Here is a 22,842-nt window from a genome sequence, read left to right on the forward strand (position 1 = left end):
CCCCACGAGCCCAGTGAGTACGCAGCGTACGCACTCGAACGTGTCGACGGGCGCATCCTGCGCCCCCTGATCACCGGCCGGCCAGCAATGCGCCCGCCAGCGCAGCGGCGGTGCTCGGTCCCTTGCCCTGGCGCGGTCGTGCCCCGGACAGTGACGGCATGCGATTGGGGCCGCGTTCCCTACGGGCCTTCTCGATGACCGTCGTCCCGGTCTCCGCCTCCAGTACGGGGGCGTAGCCGGCACTGCGAAGCGCGGCGAGCGTTGCTTCGGGCTCGGCCGTACTGATCAGCACGGTCGGCGCGATCCGTCGCAACCCGAGCTTGGCCAGCGCACGGGCCGCAGCGAGCTCCGACACCAGTGCCTCGTCGTCGGAGCGGATGCAGCAGGCGGAGCGCACCACTCGCATCCGGCCGTGGGTCCGCGCGGTGTCCTTGATCAGGTACTCCAGAGGCTGCGGAAGCGGCCGGCCGCCCTCGGAGACGTCGGCCAGCCGAGCCAGCAGGTCGGCGGCATCCCATCCGGAGTCCAGTGCCCGGCGGACCGCCGCAGGGGTGACCCGCCACACCACGGCATGGCCCTCCGACTCCCGGTCCGCACAGGCGGCCAGCAGATCGGTCAGCTCCGACGCGGCGGCTCCGGCGACCACGACCGTGAGGTCCGCCTGGAACCGGGCGGTGGTCTGCGGCGCGGGCAGCAGGGCGTCCAGGGCCGCGGACACCTGCCGAACCGCGTCGCCCAGCGCGGGATGGGCGCGCAGCGCCGGCCCGGCGCCCGGAACGGCGGGGAAGTGGCGATGTCCACCCGCCCTCAGGAAACCGAGCACGGCGTGCCCGAGAGGAGTCAGCGCTCCGCGGGCGACGACCCCGAGCAGTTCCGCCTCCGCCAGGGTCGCCTCGACCCGCTCGATCTCCCACGCCCCCTGGGCGAGGACGGTCGGACGGAACCAGGCCGCCGTGGCGACGAGACCGGAGAGCGCGGTCGCCCGCGTGCGGGCGGACCTGCCGGTGGCAACTCCGTGACCGGTCGGAAGGGTGGCCAGAGCCGCCAGCACGGCGTAGCGCAGATCGACGGCCTCGCCGTCCTCCGGCACGACCAGCGCGACCGGGGTGTCGCTCTCGTCCGGCCAGTGGCTGAACACCTCGGGCACCACGGCCCAGGTGACGACGAGCGGCAACAGCCGCTGAGCGGGCGCAGCTGCCAGCCACTCGTCGTACCGCTCGGTGGGCAGCATCCGGGCAGGGGGCTGGGGTTCCGGCCGACGCGCGCGGCCCCGCCCTCTCGCCGGGGCCTCCGGCTCCTCGGCGCAGGGGGTGATCAGGTCCGCGTTGTTCGCCAGGTCGAGCCACAACCGGACCTGTTCCTCCGGCAATCCGACCGCCTTCGCCAGCCGGCGGGTGTCCCGGACCGCGATCCCACCCGCCTTGCGCACGGCGAGCGGCTGCACGACCAGCTGGCGGAGCATCAGCTCGACCCGGGAGGCCGCCTCGGCCAATGCCGCCTGCGCCTGCGTCTCGACCGCACCGCTGGGGATCTCCGCCGTGCCCTCGACCGGGGGCGGGGCAGGCCGGTAGCTCGGCGCGCGGTCGTGGTCGCGCAACGCGTCGGCCACCTCACGCGGCAGTTCCACCAGGTCCTCATCCACCGGAACGACCATGCCCCGGGCGGCCAGCCAGTCCGTGCCGGGATCTCCCGAGCCGCTTTCCCGGAAGGTGAACTTGCCTCCGGAGCCCGGGTAGAAGCCGGCGCCGTACCGGGAGACGAAGCAGTGCGTGCGCAGCAGAGGCGGGCCCGGAACCAGTTTGCCCAGCAGGTCCAAGGCCGCGGGCGGCGCCTCGGCGGCCATGGCCCGCACGCGCTTCGCGTCCCTGAGCACGTCCACGATCTGCCGCTGCGCCTCGTCACGGGTCCGCGCCTTCGCGAGCCCCAGTCCCTGCGCGATGCGGTGGATCTCCGGAGCGTTGAAGGCCTCGGTGAGCAGGTGTTCGGCGGGCCGGCCGTAGCCGTCGCCGTCGCCCGCCTGACGGTGGACCAGGATCGGAACGGTGACCGTGCTCCCGGACGAGGGCAGCACCAGGGCCCGCTCGGTCAACCGGGACAGCGCGGCCTCGGCCGCGGACCGACCCGCGCCGTCGAGTTGCAGGAATCGGAAGAGCTGTTCCCGGGTCACGGACCGTTCAGCGGGGTCGACCGCAGGTACGTCGAGTCGCGGTGAACGGCCGCCGTAGCCCATGAGCAGGTGGTGAGCAGGCGGGACGGCCGGGAGCGGACCGTGCAACCGTTCGGCCAGGGTCGCCACGGCGAGCAGCAGTTGAAGGTCCCCGAGGCTGATCTCGCTCAGCCCCAGGGCCGTCGAGGCGTCCGTCAGCAGGTGGTCGGCCAGGCCGGTCAGGTTCGCCACCCCGGCCGCACAGGGCAGTTCGCGCTGCTCCAGCAGTTCGGTCAGCTGCGAAGGAGTACGGTCGGCCAGCCAGATCGCGAGGCTTCGTACGGCTTTCACCGCACCAAGCGTAGCGAGTCGCCGACGAGGGCGGGCCACGAGGCCTGAAGTCGGCCCCACCGCCCGCATCGCCCGGTCTCCGCAGCTACCCGAAGGCCTCGATGCCGCACTCGGCCGCGGCTGCTGCGCCGGGTTCGGGTGTCGCCGGTGATGAGCGGCACCGGCTCCTTCTTCCCGAGCCGTCCGCTTCGAGCCGGTCACCGACGGGCTGCGCGGTCACTGAGGCCCCGACGGCCCCGGCGGCCCCGGTCACCGGGCTGACGGGGTGCCGAGGCGCGCGGTGAGCCAGTCGGCGGCGGCGGGGAGCCAGTCGGCGAGGGCGTTGCCCAGCAGGTGGTTGCCGTGCGGCACGAGCAGGAGCTCGGCGTGCGGGGCCCGGTCGGCGAGGACGTCGGCGTTGGTGACGCCGGGGATGCGGTCCTCCCCGCCCTCGACGACGAGGAGGGGGCCGGTGACCGCCGGGGCGAGACCGGTCATGTCGACGCGGGCGGCGAAGGCGCGGGCCGCCTCCGGGGTGCCGCAGCGCTGGGTCAGGGTCGCGGTGACGAAGGGGACCAGGGCGTCCCAGTCCAGCCGGTACGGGCCGCTGACGACGGCCGTGGCGCGGATCCGGGGCTCGTGGGCGGCGGCGGTCACCGCGTAGTAGCCGCCGAGGCTGAGGCCGATCACGCCGACCCGGTCGGTGTCCACGCCGCCGTGCGCGGTCAGGGCGTCGATCACCCGGCCGACCACGCGGTGGTAGTCCGGTTCGGGTGCGCTGGTCGCGGCGAGCACGCCCTGCCCGGGGCCGTCCATGGCGAGGACCGCGGTGCCGCGGGCCAGCAGGGCCCCGGCGACGGCGTGGAACTCCTCCTTCCCGGAGTCCATCCCCGGGACGACCAGCGCCACCGGCGGGTGGGCGACCCCGGTCGGGCGGCGGAGCCAGCCGGCGAAGGATCCGCCCTCGACCCGCTCGGCCGCCGGGTCGAGGTGGGCCAGCGCCCGGCGCATCGCCTCGTCCGCCTCGACGGCGGCCTCGGCGGCGGCTGCGCGGTCGGGGTGCGGCAGCAGCCCGGCGGCGTGGAACCAGCGGGCGGCCGCCTCGTATGCCTCGCCGGCCGACACCGTACGGCCCTCGGCGGCGGCGCGGTCGGCGGCGGTCAGGTGGCGGCGTCCGGCCGCGCGGCAGGCCTCGGGCCACTCGTGCAGGGAGCGCAGCAAGGCGGTGACCCGGGTGTACTCGTGCGGGTCCAGCCCGGCCCCGGTGGCGCGGGGGCGGTTCTCCTCCACGAAGGCCGGGAGCAGCGCCGGGTGGTCGAGGAAGGAGAGGTCGAGGAAGGAGAGGTCGGGGAGGGACGGGGACGGGGACGGGGTGCCGGTCATGGGTGCGGTTCGCTCCTCTGCGGGTTCGGGTACGCCGGTGGGTGCGGGCGTGGGCCGTTCGGGTGCACGGCCGGTGCCCGGGGTCAGGCCAGGGTGAGCACGGCCTTGCCGCGGATGCGGCGCTCCCGCAGGTCGGTGAGGACGGCGGCGGTCTCCGTCCAGGGCGCGACCCGGCCGATCTCCGGGGTCAGTCGCCCCTCCCCCACGAGGCGGACCAGGGTGGCGAGGTCCACCCCGTCGGGCACGTCGGAGTCGGCGTAGTGGAAGTGCCGCAGGGTGGCCGACTCCGGCCCGGCGAAGAAGCCGAAGAAGTCGAGCGTCGCGGGCGTCCGGGAGGCCTGGCCGAACCAGATCAGCGTGCCGCGCCGGGCCAGCCTGGCGAGCGCCAGCGCCAGGTCCGGGCCACCGGTCGATTCCAGCACGAGGTCGTACGGCCCGCGCGCCGCGGCGAGCTCGTGCACCACCTCCGCCGCGCCCAGCGCGGCCAGGCTCCGGCCGCGCTCCGGTGAGGCGGTGACGACGGTCAGCTCGGCGCCGGCGGCCGCGGCCAGCTCGGTGACGTAGTGGCCGACGCCCCCGGAGGCGCCGGTCAGCAGCACCCGGCGGCCGGCCAGGGCCCCGGCGGTGCGCAGCAGCCGGACGGCGGTCAGGCCGGCCAGCGGCAGGGCGGCGGCCCGCACGCTGTCCAGTTCGTCCGGGATCTCGGCCAGCGACGTGGTGGGGACGCAGACGTACTCGGCCCAGCCGCCTGCCGGTGGGTGGCCGACCACCCGGCGGCAGACGCCCGGGCCGGACCCGTCGGCGGCGGCCTGCACGACCAGTCCGGCGACGTCCTTGCCGGGACGCCAGCCCGGCCCGGGGGCCTCCAGTTGGAAGGTCTCGCCGCGGTTGAGCGAGAACGCCTCGACCTTGACCAGGGCCTCGCCCGGGCCCGGCCGCGGCTGCTCGACCTCGGCGAACCCGACCGTGACGTCGGCCCGTCCGGTCGGTTTCAGCGCCCTCATGGTCCCGTTCCCTCCCTCGGTCCCGCGCCGGGCGGTCCGGCGGCCGCGGCGGCGGTCCCCGGGCGGTTCCCAGCAGACCGCGGTCGTCCGGGCCCGGTCCAACAACCGCTCAGGTGCGAGGACAACCGATCGTTGTCGCCCCTACGCTGGGCGGCCATGGATCTCGATCTCGCCCAGGTCCGCGCCTTCACGGCGGCGGCCGAGGAACTGCACTTCGGGCGCGCCGCCGCGCGGTTGGCGATCAGCCAGCAGGCGCTGTCCAAGCGGGTCGCCCGGCTGGAGGCGGCGCTCGGTGCCCGGCTGCTCGACCGCGACGCGCACGGGGTCGGGCTGACCCCCGCCGGCCGGCGCTTCCTGGAACCGGCCCGCCGGCTGCTCGTCCACGGCGACCGGGCGGTGGCGGCGGTGGCCTGCCCGCGGCGGCCGCTGCGGATCGACGTGTGGGGGCACCTGTACGCACCGATGCGGACGGTGGCGCGGGCCGTCGAGGGGGTGCCGGGGCTGGAGGTGGAGCCGGTGCCGGGGCGGGATCTGCCCTCGGTGGCGGCCGCCGTGCTGCGGGGCGAGTCGGACGCCGGGTTCGGCCGGGTGCACCCGCTGCCGGACGGCCGGGACGCGGGTCTGGCGCACCGGCTGGTCCGGCTGGAGCCGGTGGACGCGCTGCTGAGCACCGACCACCCGCTGGCCGGGCGGGACGTGCTCCGCCCGGCCGACCTGCGCGACGGCGTGCTGCGCTACCCGGCCGCGGTGGGCCGGCTGGACTTCCTGACCCGGTTCGCCGACCGGTTCGGTGTCGAGGGGCGGACCGGCTCGACCAACCTCGGCCTGGAGCACTTCGTCGAACGGGTCCGCGCCGACCCGACCTGCTTCTCCCTCCTCCCCGCCGACTGCCCGCTGCCCGACCTTCCGGCCGTGGGCGGCGGTCGGCCCGGTGTGCGGGCCGTCCCGCTGGTCGACCCCACCCCGCTCTACGCCTGGTCGCTGGTGTGGCGCGAGGACGACGCCCAGCCGCACCCCCGGCTGGAAGCGCTGCTGGGGGCGTTCGGCGAGGAGGCGCGGCGCAGCCGCTGGCTGGAGTACGACCCGGCGCGGGACTGGCTGCCGGGCCCGGACGAGGACGCCCTGGGCCGCTGAGCCCGGCGCGGCCCGCCCGGGCCCGCGTCCGCCGGACCGGCCGACCCGGACCGGCCGACCGCGCCGCTGCCCGCCGTTCGAACGACCGGCCGGCCGGGGTTCGCGCGTCCGCACCGGCGGCTGTGACACTGGAGGGGCTCGAAAACCGGGGTGCACACCACCCCGCCTCCTTGCGAACCTAGAGGGATGCCCGCAGTGAGTTCTCCCGCAGTCCAGTCCGCCGACGCATCCGCCCAGGCGCCCGACACGGGCCCGGGCATCGGCGAGCTGGCCGCCCGTCTCCCCGCGCTGACCCTCCGCGACGAGGTGCGGATCGGGCGCCGTCTGGAGGGCGCCCGCCGGGTCCGCAAGCCCGAGGCGCGTGCGCAGATCGCCGCCGAGATCGCCGGCGACATCGAGCGCGCCGAGCTGCTGGTCGAGCAGCGCCGCGCCGCCGTCCCGACCATCACCTATCCCGCCGAGCTCCCGGTCAGCCAGAAGAAGGACGAGATCCTGGCGGCCGTCCGCGACCACCAGGTGGTGATCGTGGCGGGCGAGACCGGCTCCGGCAAGACCACCCAGATCCCGAAGATCTGCCTGGAGCTGGGCCGCGGTGTCCGCGGCCTGGTCGGCCACACCCAGCCCCGCCGGATCGCCGCCCGCACGGTGGCGGAGCGGGTCGCCGAGGAACTGCGCACCCCGCTCGGCGAGGCGGTCGGCTGGAAGGTCCGGTTCACCGACCAGGTCGGCCAGGACACCCTGGTCAAGCTGATGACGGACGGCATCCTGCTCGCGGAGATCCAGACCGACCGCGAGCTGCGCCAGTACGACACCCTGATCATCGACGAGGCGCACGAGCGCAGCCTCAACATCGACTTCATCCTGGGCTACGTCAAGCAGCTGCTGCCCCGCCGCCCGGACCTCAAGGTCGTCATCACCTCCGCGACCATCGACCCCGAGCGCTTCGCCCGCCACTTCGGCGACGCCCCGATCATCGAGGTGTCCGGCCGGACGTACCCGGTCGAGGTCCGCTACCGCCCGGTCCTCGACGAGGACGCCGAGGACGACTCCACCGACGCCGACCGCGACCGCGACCAGATCCAGGCGATCTGCGACGCCGCCGAGGAGCTGCAGGCGGAGGGCCCCGGCGACATCCTGGTCTTCCTCTCCGGCGAGCGGGAGATCCGCGACACCGCAGAGGCGCTCAACCGGATGAAGCTGAAGTCCACCGAGGTCCTCCCGCTCTACGCCCGGCTGAGCTCGGCCGAGCAGCACAAGGTCTTCCAGCGCTCCAGCAGCCGCCGGATCGTGCTGGCGACCAACGTCGCCGAGACCTCGCTCACCGTCCCCGGCATCAAGTACGTGATCGACCCGGGCACCGCCCGGATCTCCCGCTACAGCCACCGCACCAAGGTGCAGCGGCTCCCGATCGAGGCGATCAGCCAGGCCAGCGCCAACCAGCGCAAGGGCCGCTGCGGCCGCACCTCGGACGGCATCTGCATCCGGCTCTACTCGGAGGAGGACTTCCTCTCCCGCCCCGAGTTCACCGACGCCGAGATCCTGCGCACCAACCTGGCCTCGGTCATCCTCCAGATGACCGCCGCCGGCCTCGGCGACATCGCCGCCTTCCCGTTCCTGGACCCGCCGGACTCCCGCAACATCAAGGACGGCGTCAACCTGCTGCACGAGCTCGGCGCACTGAACCCGGACGAGAAGGACGCCCGCAAGCGGCTGACCCCGCTCGGCCGCAAGCTGGCCCAGCTCCCGGTGGACCCGCGGATGGCCCGGATGGTCCTGGAGGCCGACCGGAACGGCTGCGTCCGCGACGTCATGGTGATCGCCGCCGCGCTCTCGATCCAGGACCCGCGCGAGCGGCCCACCGAGAAGCGCCAGGCGGCCGACGACCGGCACCGCCGCTTCCAGTCGGAGACCTCCGACTTCCTCTCCTACCTCGCCATGTGGCGCTACGTCCGGGAACAGCAGAAGGAGCTCTCCTCCTCCGCCTTCCGCCGGATGTGCAAGGCCGAGTTCCTCAACTACCTGCGGATACGGGAGTGGCAGGACATCTACTCCCAGCTGCGCACGGTCGCCAAGCAGCTCGGCGTGACCATCGAGGAGCCTCACCCGGACGCCGAGCCGGACGCCGACCGGATCCACCAGTCGCTGCTGGCCGGCCTGCTCTCCCACATCGGTCTGTTCGACGTGGAGAAGCGCGAGTACGGCGGCGCCCGCGGGGCGCGGTTCGCGGTCTTCCCGGGCTCCGGCCTGTTCAAGAAGCCGCCGCGCTGGGTGATGTCGGCCGAGCTGGTCGAGACCTCCCGGCTCTGGGCCCGGATCAACGCCAAAATCGAGCCCGAGTGGGTGGAGCCGCTGGCCGGCCACCTGATCAGGCGCAGCCACAGCGAGCCTCACTGGGAGAAGAAGGCCGGCGCGGTGATGGCCTACGAGAAGGTCACCCTCTACGGGATGCCGATCGTCGCCCAGCGCAAGGTGAACTACGGCCGGATCGACCCGGAGCTCTGCCGCGAGCTGTTCATCCGCAACGCGCTGGTCGAGGGCGACTGGGAGACCCACCACCGCTTCTTCGCCGAGAACCGCAAGCTGCTCGGCGAGGTCGAGGAGCTGGAGAACCGGGCCCGCCGCCGGGACATCCTGGTCGACGACCAGACCCTGTTCGACTTCTACGACAGCCGTCTGCCGGACGACGTCGTCTCCACCCGGCACTTCGACTCCTGGTGGAAGAAGGCCCGGCACGAGCAGCCGGACCTGCTCAACTTCGAGAAGTCGATGCTGATCAACGACGCAGCCGACGGCGTCACCGAGGCCGACTACCCGGACCACTGGCAGCAGGGCAAGCTCCGCTTCAAGCTCACCTACCAGTTCGAGCCGGGCAGCGACGCGGACGGCGTGACCGTCCACATCCCGCTCCCGGTGCTCAACCAGGTGACCGCGGAGGGCTTCGACTGGCAGATCCCCGGCCTGCGCGAGGAGCTGGTCACCGCCTGGATCAAGTCGCTCCCCAAGGCGGTCCGGCGCAACTTCGTCCCGGCCCCGGACTTCGCGAGGGCGGCGCTGCGTCAGGTGAGGGAGCGCCAGGCCGCCAACACCTTCGGGTCCGCCGAGCCGCTGCTGCCCGCCCTGGAGCTCGTCCTCAAGCGGCTGACGGCGGTCACCGTGCCGCCGGAGGCCTGGGACGAGGAGCGGGTGCCGGACCACCTCAAGGTGACCTTCCGGGTGGTGGACGGACGCCGGAACCTCGCCGAGTCCAAGGACCTGGAGGAGCTGCGGCTGAAGCTCAAGCCCAAGCTCAAGGAGACGCTCTCCTCGGCCGCCTCCGGGCGCGGGATCGAGCAGTCCGGGCTGACCTCCTGGCCGGCCTCGCTGCCCGTCCTGCAGCGGACCTTCGAGCAGCGCTCGCGCGGCCACTCGCTGCGCGCCTACCCGGCTCTGGTGGACGAGCAGGACGCGGTCGGCATCAAGCTGTTCGACACCCCCGAGGCGCAGACCGCGGCGATGTGGGCGGGCACCCGGCGGCTGCTGATGCTCACCACCACCTCCCCGGCGAAGTCGATCCAGGGGCGGCTGGGCAACCAGGCCAAGCTCGCCCTGTCGTACAACCCGCACGGCTCGGTCCCGGCGCTCTTCGAGGACGTGGTGGCCTGCGCCGCCGACCGGCTGATGGCCCTGGCCGGCGGCCCGGCCTGGGACGAGGCCGCGTTCGGCAAGCTGCACGACAAGGTGCGGGCGGACCTGTACGACCTCTCGGCGGACACCACGCTGAAGACCGCCTCCGCGCTGATCGCCTTCCACAAGGCGTCGACCCGGCTGAAGTCGGTGAGCAGCCCGGTCCTGCTCTCGGCGGTCAACGACATCCGGCTGCACCTGGCCTCGCTGGTGCACCCGGGCTTCGTCACCGGGACGGGCTGGCAGCGCCTGCCGGACCTCAAGCGGTACCTGCTGGCGGTGGACCGCCGGCTGGAGGCGCTGCCCAACCACCCTCAGCGGGACGCCCAGCAGCTGCTGAAGGTCCAGCAGGTGCAGCAGGAGTACGGGCAGCTGCTGGCGGCGGTGCCGGCGGGCCGGCAGCCCTCGCCGGAGGTGCTGGCGATCCGCTGGATGATCGAGGAGCTGCGGGTCAGCTTCTTCGCGCAGTCGCTCGGTACGCCGACCCCCGTCTCCGAGAAGCGGATCGTGAAGGCGATGGAGGCGGCCCGGGCGACGCTGTGAGGCCGCCCAGCTCAGCGGGCCGGGGGCCCTCAGGAGCCAGTTCGACCTGGGGGCCCCACATGGGCTACGATCTGTCTTGTTCGCAGCGCGGCAAGCAAAGCGAACGGATCAGAAATCTCTGGTCCCGTGGAGCAGTTGGTTAGCTCGCCACCCTGTCAAGGTGGAGGTCGCGGGTTCAAGTCCCGTCGGGATCGCCGTAGCCGAGAGGCCCGGAACCGTTTGGTTCCGGGCCTCTCGTCGTTTCACCGCCGGCCGCCCCATACCCCGGACTAGGTCTAGACCACAAGTGACTGTCCGCGTGACGGTCGTCACTCATCTTTCCCGGCGAACACACAGTCTTCACCCCCTCCGCGCGCCCACTAATTTAATATGTAAAATTGCACTGCTATTCACAGTAAATCCCCCCCACCCCACGCCCCTCAAATCGTTATCTGGAGTTCAACATTCCGGCCGACCGGGATGCTCTCCGGCGGCACTCCGCCGATCGCGCCGGGGCATGCAAAGGGGGCCGCTTACCGGACCCGGCGGAGTCCGGTAAGCGGCCCCTTTGAAAGAGCCTTCGGCCGTCAGGCCTCGGTGCGCTGGGCGGGAATACCGGCCAGCAGAGCGCGCACCTCCGCCTCGCGGTACCGGCGGTGGCCGCCGAGGGTGCGAATGGACGTGAGCTTGCCCGCCTTGGCCCAGCGGGTAACCGTCTTCGGGTCCACGCGGAACATGGTGGCTACCTCTGCCGGCGTCAGCAGGGGCTCAGCATCAGGGGTACGAGCGGTCATGAGCGGCCTCCTCGGGAGAACCGAACCAGGGCGGTTCTATCCTTCAAATTCTGCACCTTGGCCCGCGATGCCCGAAATGGCATACACGGGCCGAGTCGGTTATAGGACGAACGGCTTGTCCTGGTGTCTACAACTACACCATCCGTCCAGCCCTATCGACCAAACCGCCAAAATTGACCCCTCACGGGTTCAAGGCCGACGGATGGCGATGGACCACCCCATAACGGACAGTCACTTTATAGTGACATCTAGTTACGAGGGGACCAGACCCGCCGTTTCCTCGCAAAGCACGCATCGATTCCAGAACCACCCAAAAGTGGGCACGCTCACGTGAAGTTGGGCTGGTTGTCCCATTTTTGCACATAGGGGTAAGTTCGCGTCAACGGTGAGTAGTGTCACGTTCGACAGCTATTGACCCGAACCGGGACCTTGGTCATACCACTCGGACCAGAGCTTCCCTCCAGTCTTACAAGTACCACCGACAGGCCACCGGGCCCGCGGTGACGCCCGCTCAGGGCCGTCGCCGGGACCACCGCGCAGGCCCCGGAGAGCCGCTCAGTTCGCGTACCGCAGGGCCAGCACCCGCCGCCAGCGGACCGTCAGCTCCTCGTACGCCCGCAGCGCCTCCGCCGCGTCCCCCGCCCGCAGCGCGCGCAGCCCGTCCTCCAGCTCCCCCGCCGAACGGTCCGCCGACAGCCGCTCCGGCCCCAGCAGGTGCACCAGCCCCCCGTAGTCCAGCTCCACCAGCGAGCGTGGGTGGAACTCCTCCAACCACCGCCCGACCTGCTCCGCGCCGCGCACCAGCTCCCCCTCCGGCACCGCCTCACGCAACGCCCGGTACGCCCGGGCCACCCGCCGGCGGGCCTGCGCCATCGGCGTCAGGTAGAAGAGCGCCGGCCCCTCCCCCTTCCCCCCTCCTGCGGGGGACCCGGCCGCCGCGGCCCCGTCCGGCTCCCCGCCGGGCTCCCCCGCCGGCACGAAGCAGCGGTCCTCCTCCCCGAACGGCAGGAACCAGCGGACCGGCACCTCCCACCGACTGGTCAGGATCCACGGCCGCGCGTCCGGGTGCTCCGCCCGCCAGCGGTCCCGGTCCGCCTCCGCAGCTGCCCGGGAGGCCGGCGGCAGCGCCGTGTCCACCAGCGCCACCGGGGCGGCCCCCTCCAGCTCCTCCAGCGCCTGCCAGCTGCGCAGCCGGGTCGCCCACGGGCAGACGTAGAGCACGCCGTCCAACGCCCGGACGAAGGCCCGCTCGCTCTCCCGCTCCGGCAGCGGCCGGGGCGTGCGGCCCACCAGCTCCGCCAGCGCCGTCCGCTGCTCCTCCAGCGCCGCCGCGGCGACCGGACGCCCGGCCTCCGCCGCGTCCGGGCCCCGCTCGGCCGCGTAGGCCTGCCAGCGCGCCCGCTCGGCCTCCGGGTACGCGGCCAGCGGCTCGTAGACCCGCAGGTGGGCGGCGTAGGGCGGCTGCACGGAGGTGCGTACGACGGTCACGTGCTGCATCGTCGCACGCACCGGCCGCCCGCCGGGAGGGCTCCGGCCCCGAGCCGTTCGCGGACGCACTCCGCACGCCCCCGGTCTCACCACTCGGACAACCGGCCCGAGCTCGGACAAGGGGGCAGATCGCGGGCGCCCCCGCGACTACTCTTCGCCCTAGGCGCCCGCACCACAGCAGCGGGCCTCGAATGCTGGAGTCACCACAGTGACCGACGTACAGACCTCCGCGACGCACCCCGCACCCGGCGTGCTCAGCAGGATCTTCCGCACCGAGCAGGACGGCGCCCCCGGCGACGGCCACGAGCAGGTCGTCCTCTGCCACGACCGCAGCTCCGGGCTCAAGGCGATCATCGCCATCCACTCCACCGCGCTGGGCCCCGCCCTCGGCGGCACCCGCTTCTTCCCGTACGCCTCCGAGGAGGCGGCGCTGGAGGACGCGCTGAACCTGTCGCGCGGCATGTCCTACAAGAACGCGCTGGCCGGGCTCGACCTCGGCGGCGGCAAGGCCGTCATCATCGGCGACCCCAACAAGGACAAGAACGAGGCGATGCTGCGCGCCTACGGCCGCTTCGTCGAGTCCCTGCGCGGCCGCTACATCACCGCCTGCGACGTCGGCACCTACGTCCAGGACATGGACGTGGTCGCGCGCGAGACCCAGTTCGTCACGGGCCGCTCCCCCGAGCACGGCGGCGCCGGCGACTCCTCCATCCTGACCGCCTTCGGCGTCTTCCAGGGCATGCGCGCCAGCGCCCAGGCCCGCTGGGGCCAGCCCACCCTGCGCGGCAAGCGGGTCGGCGTGGCCGGCGTCGGCAAGGTCGGCCACTACCTGGTCGGCCACCTGGTCGCGGACGGCGCCACCGTCGTCATCACCGACGTCTCGGAGGCCGCCGTCAACCGCGTGCGCGCCGCCCACCCGGAGGTGGAGGTCGTCGCCGACACCGCCGCCCTGCTCCAGGCCAAGCTGGACGTCTACGCCCCCTGCGCCCTCGGCGGCGCCCTCACCGACGCCTCGGTGGCCGCGCTCGGCGAGTTCGGCACCTCCGTGGTCTGCGGTGCGGCCAACAACCAGCTGGCCCACCCGGGCGTCGAGAAGGACCTCGCCGACCGCGGCATCCTCTACGCGCCGGACTACCTGGTGAACTCCGGCGGCGTGATCCAGGTCGCCGACGAGATCGAGGGCTTCAACTTCGAGCGGGCCAAGAACAAGGCCACGAAGATCTTCGACACCACCCTGGAGATCTTCACCCGGGCGGCCACCGACGGCGTCCCGCCGGCCGTCGCCGCCGACCGCCTGGCCGAGAAGCGGATGCGGGAGATCAGCGCGCTCCGCTCGGTGCTGCTGCCTGGCGCCCGCCGCGCCTGATCCGGCCGACCCGGCCGTGATGCGCGGGGGACCCTCGTCCCCCGCGCATCACGATGTGGAACCGGATTCTCACTTCTGCGCCCGATCGGGTGATCCGAGGTCCCCCTTGGGGGGATAATCGATCCGGGAACGACGGACCTCAGATACCTCCGGACAGCGTGCAAACCGCCGCAAAACCTCCCGTGACCTGGGAAGACCTGGTCTCGGGTGCGGTCGGTGCGCGCCACGTCACACCGACGACGTACCGTCCGGCGGCGGAAACAGGTACCGTTAATGCTCCAAGGGACGGCTTCTCCACTTAGGGCAGGCCGATCCTGAACATGAACACGTGTCAGACTCGGGGCCGTGAGCCCCACCGTTGAGGGGGTCGACCCATGGGGCGCGGCCGGGCCAAGGCCAAGCAGACGAAGGTCGCCCGCCAGCTGAAGTACAACAGCGGCGGCTTCGACGCTAACCGTCTGTCCAACGAGCTGGGCGTATCGCCCGCTACCGCTTCGATCGAGCCGGAGCCGATCGAGGAGGAAGAGGACGACGACCCGTACGCGGAGTACGCGGCTCGCTACGGCGACGTCGACGAGGACGACGACGCGGATTCGGACACCGGGCCCTCCCAGGCCCGCCGTCGCGCGTAGTCACCAGTCTGGCCTGACCGGTCCGGGCGCCCTGGGCGCCGGGCCGGTTTTCGGCGTTCCCGCGCGCGGTAGGCCCCGGACGTGACGCTCCGTGGCGCGTGCCGCAGGCCGAGCGCCCTGGGCCGCGGACGACGGCGTCGGACACACGGAAGGGCCTCCCCGCGGGGAGGCCCTTCGTCGCTGCCCCGGCCGGGCCGGGCGGCCGGGTCTCAGGCCGCCGGGGTCGGCTCTCAGCCGGCCGTGAAGCCCTCGTAGGCGTTGTAGAGCGCCGCACCGCCGTCGTGGTCGTCCGCGCGCTCGACGATGTCGCCCAGCAGCCACGCCTCGACGCCGCGGTCCTCCAGGATCGACAGCACGACGTCCACCGAGTGCGGCGGGACGACCGCGACCATGCCGACGCCCATGTTCAGCGTCTTCTCGATCTCCAGGGTGGCGACCTTGCCGACCTCGGCCACGGTCTGGAAGACCGGCAGCGGGGTCCAGGTGCCGCGGTCCAGGCGGGCGTGCAGGCCGTCCGGGATGACCCGGGCCAGGTTGGCCGCCAGGCCGCCGCCGGTGACGTGCGAGAAGGCGTGGACCTCGGTGGCGCGGGTCAGCGCCAGGCAGTCCAGGGAGTAGATCCGGGTCGGTTCCAGCAGCTCCTCGCCGAGCGTGCGGCCGAACTCCTCGACCTTGCGGTCCAGCTTCCAGCCGGCCTCGTTCAGCAGCACGTGGCGGACCAGCGAGTAGCCGTTGGAGTGCAGGCCGGAGGCGGCCATCGCGATCACCACGTCGCCGGCGCGGACGCGGTCCGCCCCGAGCAGGGCGTCCGCCTCGACCACGCCGGTGCCGGCACCCGCGACGTCGTACTCGTCCGGGCGGAGCAGGCCCGGGTGCTCGGCGGTCTCGCCGCCGACCAGGGCGCAGCCGGCCAGGGCGCAGCCCTCGGCGATGCCCTTGACGATCGAGGCGACCCGCTCCGGGACGACCTTGCCGACGCAGATGTAGTCGGTCATGAACAGCGGCTCGGCACCGCACACCACCAGGTCGTCGACGACCATGCCGACCAGGTCGTGGCCGATCGTGTCGTGCTTGTCCATGGCGGCGGCGATGGCGACCTTGGTCCCCACACCGTCGGTGGCCGAGGCCAGCAGCGGCCGCTCGTAGCGCTTGAAGGCGGACGCGTCGAAGAGCCCGGCGAAGCCGCCGAGGCCGCCGACCACCTCGGGGCGGTTGGCCTTCTTCACCCACTGCTTCATCAGCTCGACGGCGCGGTCGCCCGCCTCGATGTCGACGCCGGCGGCGGCGTAGGTGGCGCCGTTCTGGTTCGTGGTCACTGCGGTGCGGCCCTTTCGGGTCGAGGTGGGGGGTTGGAACGGCGGTGGGGCCCCGGGTTCCGGGACCCCACCGCGAGGTACTACGGGCGGCGCAGGGCGTCGGCCGCGCCCGCTCCGCCGAGCAGCGACTGGACACCGTCCAGGTCACTGCCGCTCGTCGGCTTGCCGCGGACGGCCGGCGGCTGCTGGCCTCCCTTGATCTCGGCCTCCAGCAGGAGCTTTCCGAGCAGCGCCGGGTCCGGCAGCTCCATCGGGTACTCACCGTCGAAGCAGGCCCGGCAGAGCCGGTCCTTCGGCTGCTTGGTGGCCTCGATCATGCCGTCGATCGAGATGTAGGCGAGCGAGTCGGCGCCCAGCGTGCGGCCGATCTCCTCGACCGTCATGCCGTTGGCGATCAGCTCCGCGCGGGTGGCGAAGTCGATGCCGAAGAAGCAGGGCCACTTCACCGGCGGCGAGGAGATCCGGATGTGGACCTCCGCGGCGCCGGCCTCGCGCAGCATCCGGACCAGCGCCCGCTGGGTGTTGCCGCGGACGATCGAATCGTCCACGACCACCAGGCGCTTGCCCTCGATGACCTCGCGCAGCGGGTTGAGCTTGAGCCGGATGCCGAGCTGGCGGATGGTCTGGCTGGGCTGGATGAAGGTGCGGCCCACGTAGGCGTTCTTCACCAGGCCGGAGCCGTACGGGATGCCGCTGGCCTCGGCGTAACCGATCGCGGCGGGGGTGCCGGACTCGGGGGTCGCTATCACCAGGTCGGCCTCGACCGGGGCCTCCTTCGCCAGGCGACGGCCCATCTCCACGCGGGAGAGGTGCACGTTGCGGCCGGCGATCGAGGTGTCGGGGCGGGCCAGGTAGACGTACTCGAAGACGCAGCCCTTGGGCTTGGCCTCGGCGAACCGGGAGGTGCGGATGCCGTTCTCGTCGATGGCGATGAGCTCGCCGGGCTCGACCTCGCGGATGAACGAGGCGCCGCAGATGTCCAGCGCCGCGGTCTCGGAGGCGACCACCCAGCCGCGCTCCAGCCGGCCCAGCACCAGCGGGCGGATGCCCTGCGGGTCGCGGGCGGCGTAGAGCGTGTGCTCGTCCATGAAGACCAGCGAGAACGCGCCCTTGACCTTGGGCAGGACCAGCTTGGCCGTCTCCTCGATGGAGAGGTCCGGGTGGCCTGCGAGCAGGGCGGTCACCAGGTCGGTGTCGTTGGTCGCGGCCGTCCGGCCCGAGCGGGAGACGTGCTCCTCGCCGGGGAGTTCGGCGACCATGGCCGCCAGTTCGGCGGTGTTCACCAGGTTTCCGTTGTGGCCGAGGGCCAGCGAACCGTGAACGGTCGCCCGGAAGGTCGGCTGGGCGTTCTCCCAGACCGAGGAACCGGTGGTCGAGTAGCGGGCGTGTCCGACGGCGATATGCCCGTGCAACGACCCCAGCGAGGCCTCGTCGAAGACCTGGGAGACGAGCCCCATGTCCTTGAAGACGAGAATCTGGGAGCCGTTGCTCACTGCGATGCCCGCGGATTCCTGACCGCGGTGCTGCAGGGCGTAAAGGCCGAAGAACGTGAGCTTGGCGACCTCCTCGCCGGGAGCCCAGACACCGAAGACGCCACAAGCGTCCTGGGGGCCTTTCTCGCCGGGAAGAAGATCGTGGTTGAGTCTTCCGTCACCACGTGGCACGCCTTCGAGTCTAGGGCAGTTGGCACAGGCTTCCGGAACCCGGGCGGCCGGGTTTGTTGGGCGATCGGTCGGCGACGCGCGTAGACAAAACCCCTTACCGCGGCCGGATTTCGGGCTGCCGGAATTCGGCGGAGGGGCGCCTGGCCTTGCGGTTCGCGCTTGTTGGGGAGTTCCGTGTGCGGACGGCGCTTCGCCCGGCGTTCGCCGGGCGTTCGGCCAACGTGAGCCTGCTCACCCGGGGCGGGGGCCGGCCCGGTCGGGCCTCCCCGCTGCGGGCGGCTACGCGGCCGGGAGCAGCAGGCCCCAGGCGCTCGGGTGGACCGTCCAGGTGCGCGCACGCACCGGGCCCACCGGACGGCCGTCCACCTCGTAGCCGAACCCGCGCCCGGCCACCGAGACGGTCGCCGCCCGGGTGCGCACCAGGGCACCCGGCGCGCGGACGACGACCTCCATCACGCCGGCGCCGGTCCCTTCACCGGACGGCAGGGTCACCTGGACCACCCGCACCGGGCGGTGGACGTCGGCGAGCAGTCTGCCGTCCGCCTCGACCCGGAGCCGGGCGCCGTGGTCGGCCCACCCGCCGACGGGGTCCTGGTCCTCCCGGTCCCGGGCCGCGGCACTGAGTGAGGTCCCCTGCTCGGCCGCAGCCAGTTTCGCCCATAGCGAACGCCAGCCACTCGTGCGGCCCACCATCCGGCGCGCTCCGCCGCCCGCGATCCGCACGCCGCCGAGCGCCACGCCGCCACCGTCGTCCACCAGCAGGTCCAGCTTGCGCGGCACGCCGGAGAGCACCGCCCGCGCCGCCGCCACCGGGGCCCCCGGCACACCCAGTGCGCGGGCCGCCGTCAGCTCACCCGCCCGGCCGACCGGAACCACGCCCACCGGATCCGCGCCCAGCTCACGCTGCCGGTATAGAGCTTGGAGCACCCGCTGGAGCGCAAGGTCGGAACCGATCACGACCGGTCGCCGCCGCCCCCGGTGCGAAAGGACCCGGTCGAGCTCGGACGGGGTCTCCGGATAGGCCACCTTGACGTCCGCCCCTCCGCAGAGGACGTCCTTCGCGATCCGCACCGACTCGCCGTCGGTCTGCCGGGCCGCCGGGTCGAGGAGCAGCAGGAGCGGCTCGGGGCCGCCGGTTGCAGGCGTGGACAGGGACGACACGACCGGTCCTTCCTCAGGTAATCTCTCGGTGCAAGAGCCCCTTGCGCTATTGCGCCAGGGGCTTCGTCTATCTCGGGGCAGACTGCGGCCTACGCAGGATGCCCCAACCGGAAGGGGTGTACGCCTGTGCCGGCACTCGTGCTCGTTGGCGCTCAGTGGGGAGACGAGGGCAAGGGGAAGGCGACCGACCTCCTCGGTGGCTCCGTCGACTACGTCGTCCGCTACCAGGGTGGCAACAACGCCGGTCACACGGTGGTCATCGGCGACCAGAAGTATGCCCTGCACCTGCTGCCTTCCGGCATCCTCAGCCCGAATGTGACGCCGGTGATCGGCAACGGCGTCGTCATCGACCCGGGCGTGCTGCTCTCCGAGCTCAACGGTCTCAACGAGCGCGGCATCGACACCTCCAAGCTGCTGGTCTCGGGCAACGCCCACCTGATCACGCCGTACCACCGCACCCTGGACAAGGTCACCGAGCGCTTCCTCGGCAAGCGCCGGATCGGCACCACCGGCCGCGGCATCGGCCCGACCTACGCCGACAAGATCAACCGCGTCGGCATCCGCGTGCAGGACCTCTTCGACGAGTCGATCCTGCAGCAGAAGATCGAGGCCGCGCTCCACGACAAGAACCAGCTGCTGGTCAAGCTCTACAACCGCCGCGCCATCCCGGCCGAGCTGGTGCTGGAGGAGTACCTCGGCTACGCGGACAAGATCAAGCCCTTCCTGGCCGACACCACGCTGGTGCTGGACGAGGCGCTGAAGGCGAACAAGGTCGTCCTGCTGGAGGGCGGCCAGGGCACCCTGCTGGACGTCGACCACGGCACGTACCCCTTCGTGACCTCCAGCAACCCGACCGCGGGCGGCGCCTGCACCGGCGCCGGCATCGGCCCGACCAAGATCGACCGCGTCATCGGCATCCTGAAGGCGTACACCACCCGCGTCGGTTCGGGCCCGTTCCCGACCGAGCTGCTGGACGAGGACGGCGAGGCGCTGCGCCGGATCGGCGGCGAGCGCGGTGTCACCACCGGCCGTGACCGCCGCTGCGGCTGGTTCGACGCGGTGATCGCGCGCTACGCGACCCGGGTCAACGGCCTGACCGACTTCTTCCTCACCAAGCTCGACGTGCTGACCGGCTGGGAGCAGATCCCGGTCTGCGTCGCGTACGAGATCGACGGCCGTCGGGTCGAGGAGCTGCCGTACAACCAGTCGGACTTCCACCACGCCAAGCCCGTCTACGAGACGCTGCCGGGCTGGAGCGAGGACATCAGCAAGGCGAAGAGCTTCGCCGAGCTGCCGAAGAACGCCCAGGCGTACGTGAAGGCGCTGGAGGAGATGTCCGGCGCCCCGATCTCGGCGATCGGCGTCGGCCCGGGCCGGGACGAGACGATCCAGATCAACTCGTTCATCTGAGCCGACCAAGGTTCGCGAAGGCCCTGTGGGATCCGTCCCGCAGGGCCTTCCCCTTATCTCTCCAATTTTGCACTAATGCAGATCTCGATTGCATCTAGTGCAGAGTCGGGGCTACCTTCGGGATCATGACTGCGAAGCCGCCTGCCCCCGTGACCCTGACCGGCCGCCACGTACGACTGGAGCCGCTGAGCCGGGACCACCTGCCCGACCTCTGGGCCACCGTCGGCCCGGACCCGGACGTCTGGCGCTGGATCCCGTTCCTCCCGCCGGCCACCGAGGAGGAGCTGGGTGCGATCCTCGACATCCGGCTGGCGGAGGTCGAGGCGGGGACGGCGGTGAAGTTCGCGGTGATCGACCTCGCGAGCGGGCGAGCCGTGGGCGTCACCGGGTTCTACGACTTCAGCGCCGTCGACGAGCTGGTCGAGATCGGCGGCACCTGGTACGCCCGGTCGGTCTGGCGGACGGCGGTGAACACCGAGTCCAAGCTGCTGCTGCTCACCTACGCCTTCGACGAGTTGGGCATGGGGCGGGTGATGTGGAAGACGGACGCGCTCAACGACCGGTCCCGCAACGCGATCCAGCGGCTGGGCGCGCAGTACGAGGGCACCCACCGGCGGGAGAAGCTGCGGGCGAACGGCGTCTGGCGCGACACGGCGTACTTCTCGATGCTGGGGGACGAGTGGCCGGCCGCGCGCGAGCGACTGACCGAGCGCCTGGCCGCCGGGTGACCGCGCCTGCTTCTCGCTAGAGGTGCGCGAACGTCTGCCCTGAGGCTGGGAGTTGACCATCCAGGCCAGCCAACCCATGAAGAGCAGGGAGACGAACAACCCGGCCAGCAGCAGGACGGCCATCAGACACTGACCGCCGAAATGGCCCAGACTGCCTTGCCATACGACCCGATGAGTTCCACACCCCATTCATCGGCAAGCGCGTCCACGAGGTCAAGCCCCCGGCCGCCGGTTCGTGCGGTGTCCGGGGCCCGGCGGACGACGGGGACGGGGGAGGCGTCCGAGACCGTGATGTAGAGCCTGCCGTCGCGGAGTTCGAGCACGACCGCGGGGGCGCCTCCCCCGTGCACGAGGGCGTTCGTCACGAGCTCGGAGAGGATGAGGCAGGGCGCGTCATGGTCGAGCCCGACGGATCCGAGCATGTCCCGCAGGAGCCGGCGGAGCACCCCCACGACTTGCGGGGTGGCCGGCGGGAAGAGGTCGAGCCTGAACTCCCCGGCGGACTCGGCCGAGGGAGGGCGAAGGCAGGGAAGGGACATGGCAGTTCTCCAGTCCAATGGAGGTCGGAGTGATCATGGAGGGCCGTCACCCGTGGCCTGCCCCTGCCGGCGATCAGGCGGGCAGGCGTCGGCAGCCTGCACGTGCCCATCCGGGGTGCACTTCGGGATCACTGACAAACCATCAGTAAGTGAGGCGCTACTCAAGGTAGTCTCACCCCCTCATTAGTGCAACCACTCGGAAGGGTGAAGCTGGGCCGGCCCGCCGAGCGAGTGGCGCGGCGCCGCTCCCGCGCGCAACACTGCCGATGCCACGGGAAGGGGGCAGACTTTGGCTCTACGAGCACACATCAGCGAGCGTCAGCGCCGGTACGGAGCCGAGGTGCGTCGGCTTCGACTACGTGCCGACATCGCAGTGCAGGCCGCGGCGGCGCATGTCGGCATGCGAGGCCCGCAGCTCAACCACATCGAGGCCGCCCGGACCGGCCTCGATGAAACCAGGATGCGCGCACTGGCATCCTTGTACGCCTGCACGGATGAGGATTATCTAGCGACGCTGGCCTCACTTGGAGCCAGCGACGGCAAGGGCTGGTGGAACAAGCACAGGCGGAGGGTTCCCGCGTTCGCCCTGGATCTCGCCGAGCTGGAGCACTGGGCCACCCGGGCTTACCTGAGCTACGAGACCTTCTTCATCCCCGGCCTCCTCCAGACCGAGGAGTACATTCGCCGGACCTTCCAGAACAGCGAGGCGCCGCTCTCCGACGAACAGATCGACGACGCTGTGTCATTTCGGCTCGAACGCCAGCAGATCCTCAACAGCTTGGCCGAGTTCCGGTTCGTCATCCACGAGGCCGCGCTGCTGATGTCGTTCGCCGATAAGCACGCGATGCGGCGCCAGCTGGCCCACCTGCTCGAAGTTTGGGAGAGGCCGAACGTGACCATCCAGGTGTTCCCGTTCAGCGTCAAGGCCACACTGCCGTACAGCGGCCCGTTCCTCATCACGGAACCGCGCTCCAGCGCGCTGTCCACCGTGGTCATCGACCACCCCGGCGTCTCCGAGTTCACCGACGCGCCAGAGGCCCTGGAGAAGTATCGAAGCAGGTTCGAGGCCCTCAGCCGACTCGCCCTCCCCGCTGGAGACACACGAACCTCCACCCGCCCCGACTCCGTACGGGACTCCTGGGGAGTGGTCCAACACATCAAGCACGGACTGGAATTGGAGACGTAGTGATGTCCAAGCAGTGGCAGAAGTCGAGCACCAGCACGCAGGACGGTGGCAACTCGATAGAGGTCCGCGTCCGCCCCGACGGCATGATCGAGATCCGCGAGTCCGACGATCCCGACACCATCGTCGTCACGACCCAGAAGAAGTTCGCCCTCTGGGTCCAGGGCGTCCAGGCCGGCGAGTTCGACCACTTCGTCGGCCTCTAGCCGCATCGTCCCGGTGGCCCCTTGCTCCACGCAGGGGGCCACCGGGAGACAGAACCCGATGTACACGCCGAGTCGAGGCGCTGCGGCACCGGCCATTGGACCGCGAGTCCATGCAGGAACGTGCATGATCCTTGCTCCTCCGCTGATGCCTCCCTAGTGTCCTCATCACGAAT

At 71.8% G+C, this 22,842-nt stretch carries 17 protein-coding genes and 1 tRNA gene; 9 read left to right on the forward strand and 9 right to left on the reverse strand.

Annotated features, from left to right (window positions below; genetic code table 11):
* Positions 1–70: 70 nt before the first annotated feature.
* From ACF9IK_RS16465 to ACF9IK_RS16475, 3 genes are all read right to left on the reverse strand, one after another.
* Positions 71–2,497: a helicase-associated domain-containing protein gene (locus ACF9IK_RS16465; protein WP_395294949.1), complete on the reverse strand. Its 2,427-nt coding sequence runs from the start codon at positions 2,495–2,497 to the stop codon at positions 71–73.
* A 249-nt stretch (positions 2,498–2,746) separates the two neighbouring features.
* Positions 2,747–3,859 carry an alpha/beta hydrolase family protein gene (locus ACF9IK_RS16470; RefSeq protein ID WP_395294950.1) on the reverse strand — a complete coding sequence of 371 codons (1,113 nt, stop codon included), beginning with the start codon at positions 3,857–3,859 and terminating at the stop codon, positions 2,747–2,749.
* Positions 3,860–3,942: 83 nt separating this feature from the next.
* Entirely contained in the window at positions 3,943–4,863 is a 921-nt protein-coding gene (locus tag ACF9IK_RS16475; RefSeq protein WP_395294951.1) for a zinc-binding dehydrogenase, read from the reverse strand.
* 156 nt (positions 4,864–5,019) lie between these two features.
* On the opposite strand from ACF9IK_RS16475, the gene ACF9IK_RS16480 reads away from it, so the two are divergent.
* From ACF9IK_RS16480 to ACF9IK_RS16490, 3 genes are all read left to right on the forward strand, one after another.
* Positions 5,020–5,997 carry a LysR family transcriptional regulator gene (locus ACF9IK_RS16480; RefSeq protein ID WP_395294952.1) on the forward strand — a complete coding sequence of 326 codons (978 nt, stop codon included), beginning with the start codon at positions 5,020–5,022 and terminating at the stop codon, positions 5,995–5,997.
* A gap of 258 nt (positions 5,998–6,255) precedes the next feature.
* Positions 6,256–10,203: an ATP-dependent RNA helicase HrpA gene (gene hrpA / locus ACF9IK_RS16485; protein ID WP_395298596.1), complete on the forward strand. Its 3,948-nt coding sequence runs from the start codon at positions 6,256–6,258 to the stop codon at positions 10,201–10,203.
* Between the two features lie 120 nt (positions 10,204–10,323).
* Positions 10,324–10,397 (forward strand) — tRNA-Asp (locus ACF9IK_RS16490).
* Positions 10,398–10,769: 372 nt separating this feature from the next.
* Here the strand turns inward: ACF9IK_RS16490 and bldC are convergent.
* Both bldC and ACF9IK_RS16500 read right to left on the reverse strand, forming a co-directional pair.
* Positions 10,770–10,976 (reverse strand): developmental transcriptional regulator BldC, encoded by a 207-nt coding sequence (bldC, locus tag ACF9IK_RS16495; protein ID WP_014137253.1) that lies wholly within the window; start codon positions 10,974–10,976, stop codon positions 10,770–10,772.
* Positions 10,977–11,531: 555 nt separating this feature from the next.
* The gene (locus ACF9IK_RS16500; protein ID WP_395294953.1) at positions 11,532–12,473 is read right to left on the reverse strand and encodes a hypothetical protein; all 942 of its coding nucleotides are present in this window, start codon (positions 12,471–12,473) and stop codon (positions 11,532–11,534) included.
* Positions 12,474–12,672: 199 nt separating this feature from the next.
* On the opposite strand from ACF9IK_RS16500, the gene ACF9IK_RS16505 reads away from it, so the two are divergent.
* Both ACF9IK_RS16505 and ACF9IK_RS16510 read left to right on the forward strand, forming a co-directional pair.
* Complete coding sequence (locus ACF9IK_RS16505) at positions 12,673–13,830, forward strand: Glu/Leu/Phe/Val dehydrogenase dimerization domain-containing protein (protein ID WP_313764945.1); 1,158 nt, start codon at positions 12,673–12,675, stop codon at positions 13,828–13,830.
* Positions 13,831–14,204: 374 nt separating this feature from the next.
* A complete protein-coding gene (locus ACF9IK_RS16510; RefSeq protein ID WP_395294954.1) occupies positions 14,205–14,462 on the forward strand; it encodes a DUF3073 domain-containing protein in 258 nt (85 codons plus the stop codon).
* 230 nt (positions 14,463–14,692) lie between these two features.
* Here the strand turns inward: ACF9IK_RS16510 and purM are convergent, their stop codons facing one another.
* From purM to ACF9IK_RS16525, 3 genes are all read right to left on the reverse strand, one after another.
* A complete protein-coding gene (gene purM, locus ACF9IK_RS16515) occupies positions 14,693–15,778 on the reverse strand; it encodes a phosphoribosylformylglycinamidine cyclo-ligase (protein ID WP_395294955.1) in 1,086 nt (361 codons plus the stop codon).
* A gap of 80 nt (positions 15,779–15,858) precedes the next feature.
* A complete protein-coding gene (gene purF, locus ACF9IK_RS16520; RefSeq protein ID WP_395294956.1) occupies positions 15,859–17,442 on the reverse strand; it encodes an amidophosphoribosyltransferase in 1,584 nt (527 codons plus the stop codon).
* Positions 17,443–17,721: 279 nt separating this feature from the next.
* Positions 17,722–18,603, reverse strand: a complete 882-nt coding sequence (locus tag ACF9IK_RS16525) for a diacylglycerol kinase (RefSeq protein ID WP_395294957.1) — start codon at positions 18,601–18,603, stop codon at positions 17,722–17,724.
* A 126-nt stretch (positions 18,604–18,729) separates the two neighbouring features.
* Between ACF9IK_RS16525 and ACF9IK_RS16530 the strand changes: the two genes are divergently transcribed.
* Together ACF9IK_RS16530 and ACF9IK_RS16535 are read left to right on the forward strand one after the other, a co-directional pair.
* Positions 18,730–20,013, forward strand: coding sequence for an adenylosuccinate synthase (locus tag ACF9IK_RS16530; RefSeq protein WP_395294958.1), 1,284 nt, complete (start codon positions 18,730–18,732; stop codon positions 20,011–20,013).
* Between the two features lie 125 nt (positions 20,014–20,138).
* The gene (locus ACF9IK_RS16535; RefSeq protein WP_395294959.1) at positions 20,139–20,741 is read left to right on the forward strand and encodes a GNAT family N-acetyltransferase; all 603 of its coding nucleotides are present in this window, start codon (positions 20,139–20,141) and stop codon (positions 20,739–20,741) included.
* A gap of 122 nt (positions 20,742–20,863) precedes the next feature.
* On the opposite strand, the gene ACF9IK_RS16540 is transcribed toward ACF9IK_RS16535, so the two are convergent.
* A complete protein-coding gene (locus ACF9IK_RS16540) occupies positions 20,864–21,280 on the reverse strand; it encodes an ATP-binding protein (protein WP_395294960.1) in 417 nt (138 codons plus the stop codon).
* A gap of 340 nt (positions 21,281–21,620) precedes the next feature.
* Here ACF9IK_RS16540 and ACF9IK_RS16545 point away from each other — a divergent pair, with 340 nt between their 5' ends.
* Positions 21,621–22,466 carry a DUF5753 domain-containing protein gene (locus ACF9IK_RS16545; RefSeq protein ID WP_395294961.1) on the forward strand — a complete coding sequence of 282 codons (846 nt, stop codon included), beginning with the start codon at positions 21,621–21,623 and terminating at the stop codon, positions 22,464–22,466.
* 2 nt (positions 22,467–22,468) lie between these two features.
* Entirely contained in the window at positions 22,469–22,669 is a 201-nt protein-coding gene (locus ACF9IK_RS16550; RefSeq protein ID WP_395294962.1) for a DUF397 domain-containing protein, read from the forward strand.
* The last annotated feature ends 173 nt before the right edge of the window (positions 22,670–22,842 follow it).

This window comes from Kitasatospora hibisci, assembly GCF_043950205.1.
Taxonomy (GTDB): domain Bacteria; phylum Actinomycetota; class Actinomycetes; order Streptomycetales; family Streptomycetaceae; genus Kitasatospora; species Kitasatospora hibisci.

Coding starts and splice junctions, on each gene's coding strand:
- ACF9IK_RS16540 (WP_395294960.1), bottom strand. CDS start 21,280: ATGTCCCTTCCCTGCCTTCGCCCTCCCTCGGCCGAGTCCGCCGGGGAG.
- ACF9IK_RS16480 (WP_395294952.1), top strand. CDS start 5,020: ATGGATCTCGATCTCGCCCAGGTCCGCGCCTTCACGGCGGCGGCCGAG.
- ACF9IK_RS16470 (WP_395294950.1), bottom strand. CDS start 3,859: ATGACCGGCACCCCGTCCCCGTCCCCGTCCCTCCCCGACCTCTCCTTC.
- ACF9IK_RS16500 (WP_395294953.1), bottom strand. CDS start 12,473: ATGCAGCACGTGACCGTCGTACGCACCTCCGTGCAGCCGCCCTACGCC.
- bldC (WP_014137253.1), bottom strand. CDS start 10,976: ATGACCGCTCGTACCCCTGATGCTGAGCCCCTGCTGACGCCGGCAGAG.
- ACF9IK_RS16510 (WP_395294954.1), top strand. CDS start 14,205: ATGGGGCGCGGCCGGGCCAAGGCCAAGCAGACGAAGGTCGCCCGCCAG.
- ACF9IK_RS16550 (WP_395294962.1), top strand. CDS start 22,469: ATGTCCAAGCAGTGGCAGAAGTCGAGCACCAGCACGCAGGACGGTGGC.
- ACF9IK_RS16535 (WP_395294959.1), top strand. CDS start 20,139: ATGACTGCGAAGCCGCCTGCCCCCGTGACCCTGACCGGCCGCCACGTA.
- ACF9IK_RS16475 (WP_395294951.1), bottom strand. CDS start 4,863: ATGAGGGCGCTGAAACCGACCGGACGGGCCGACGTCACGGTCGGGTTC.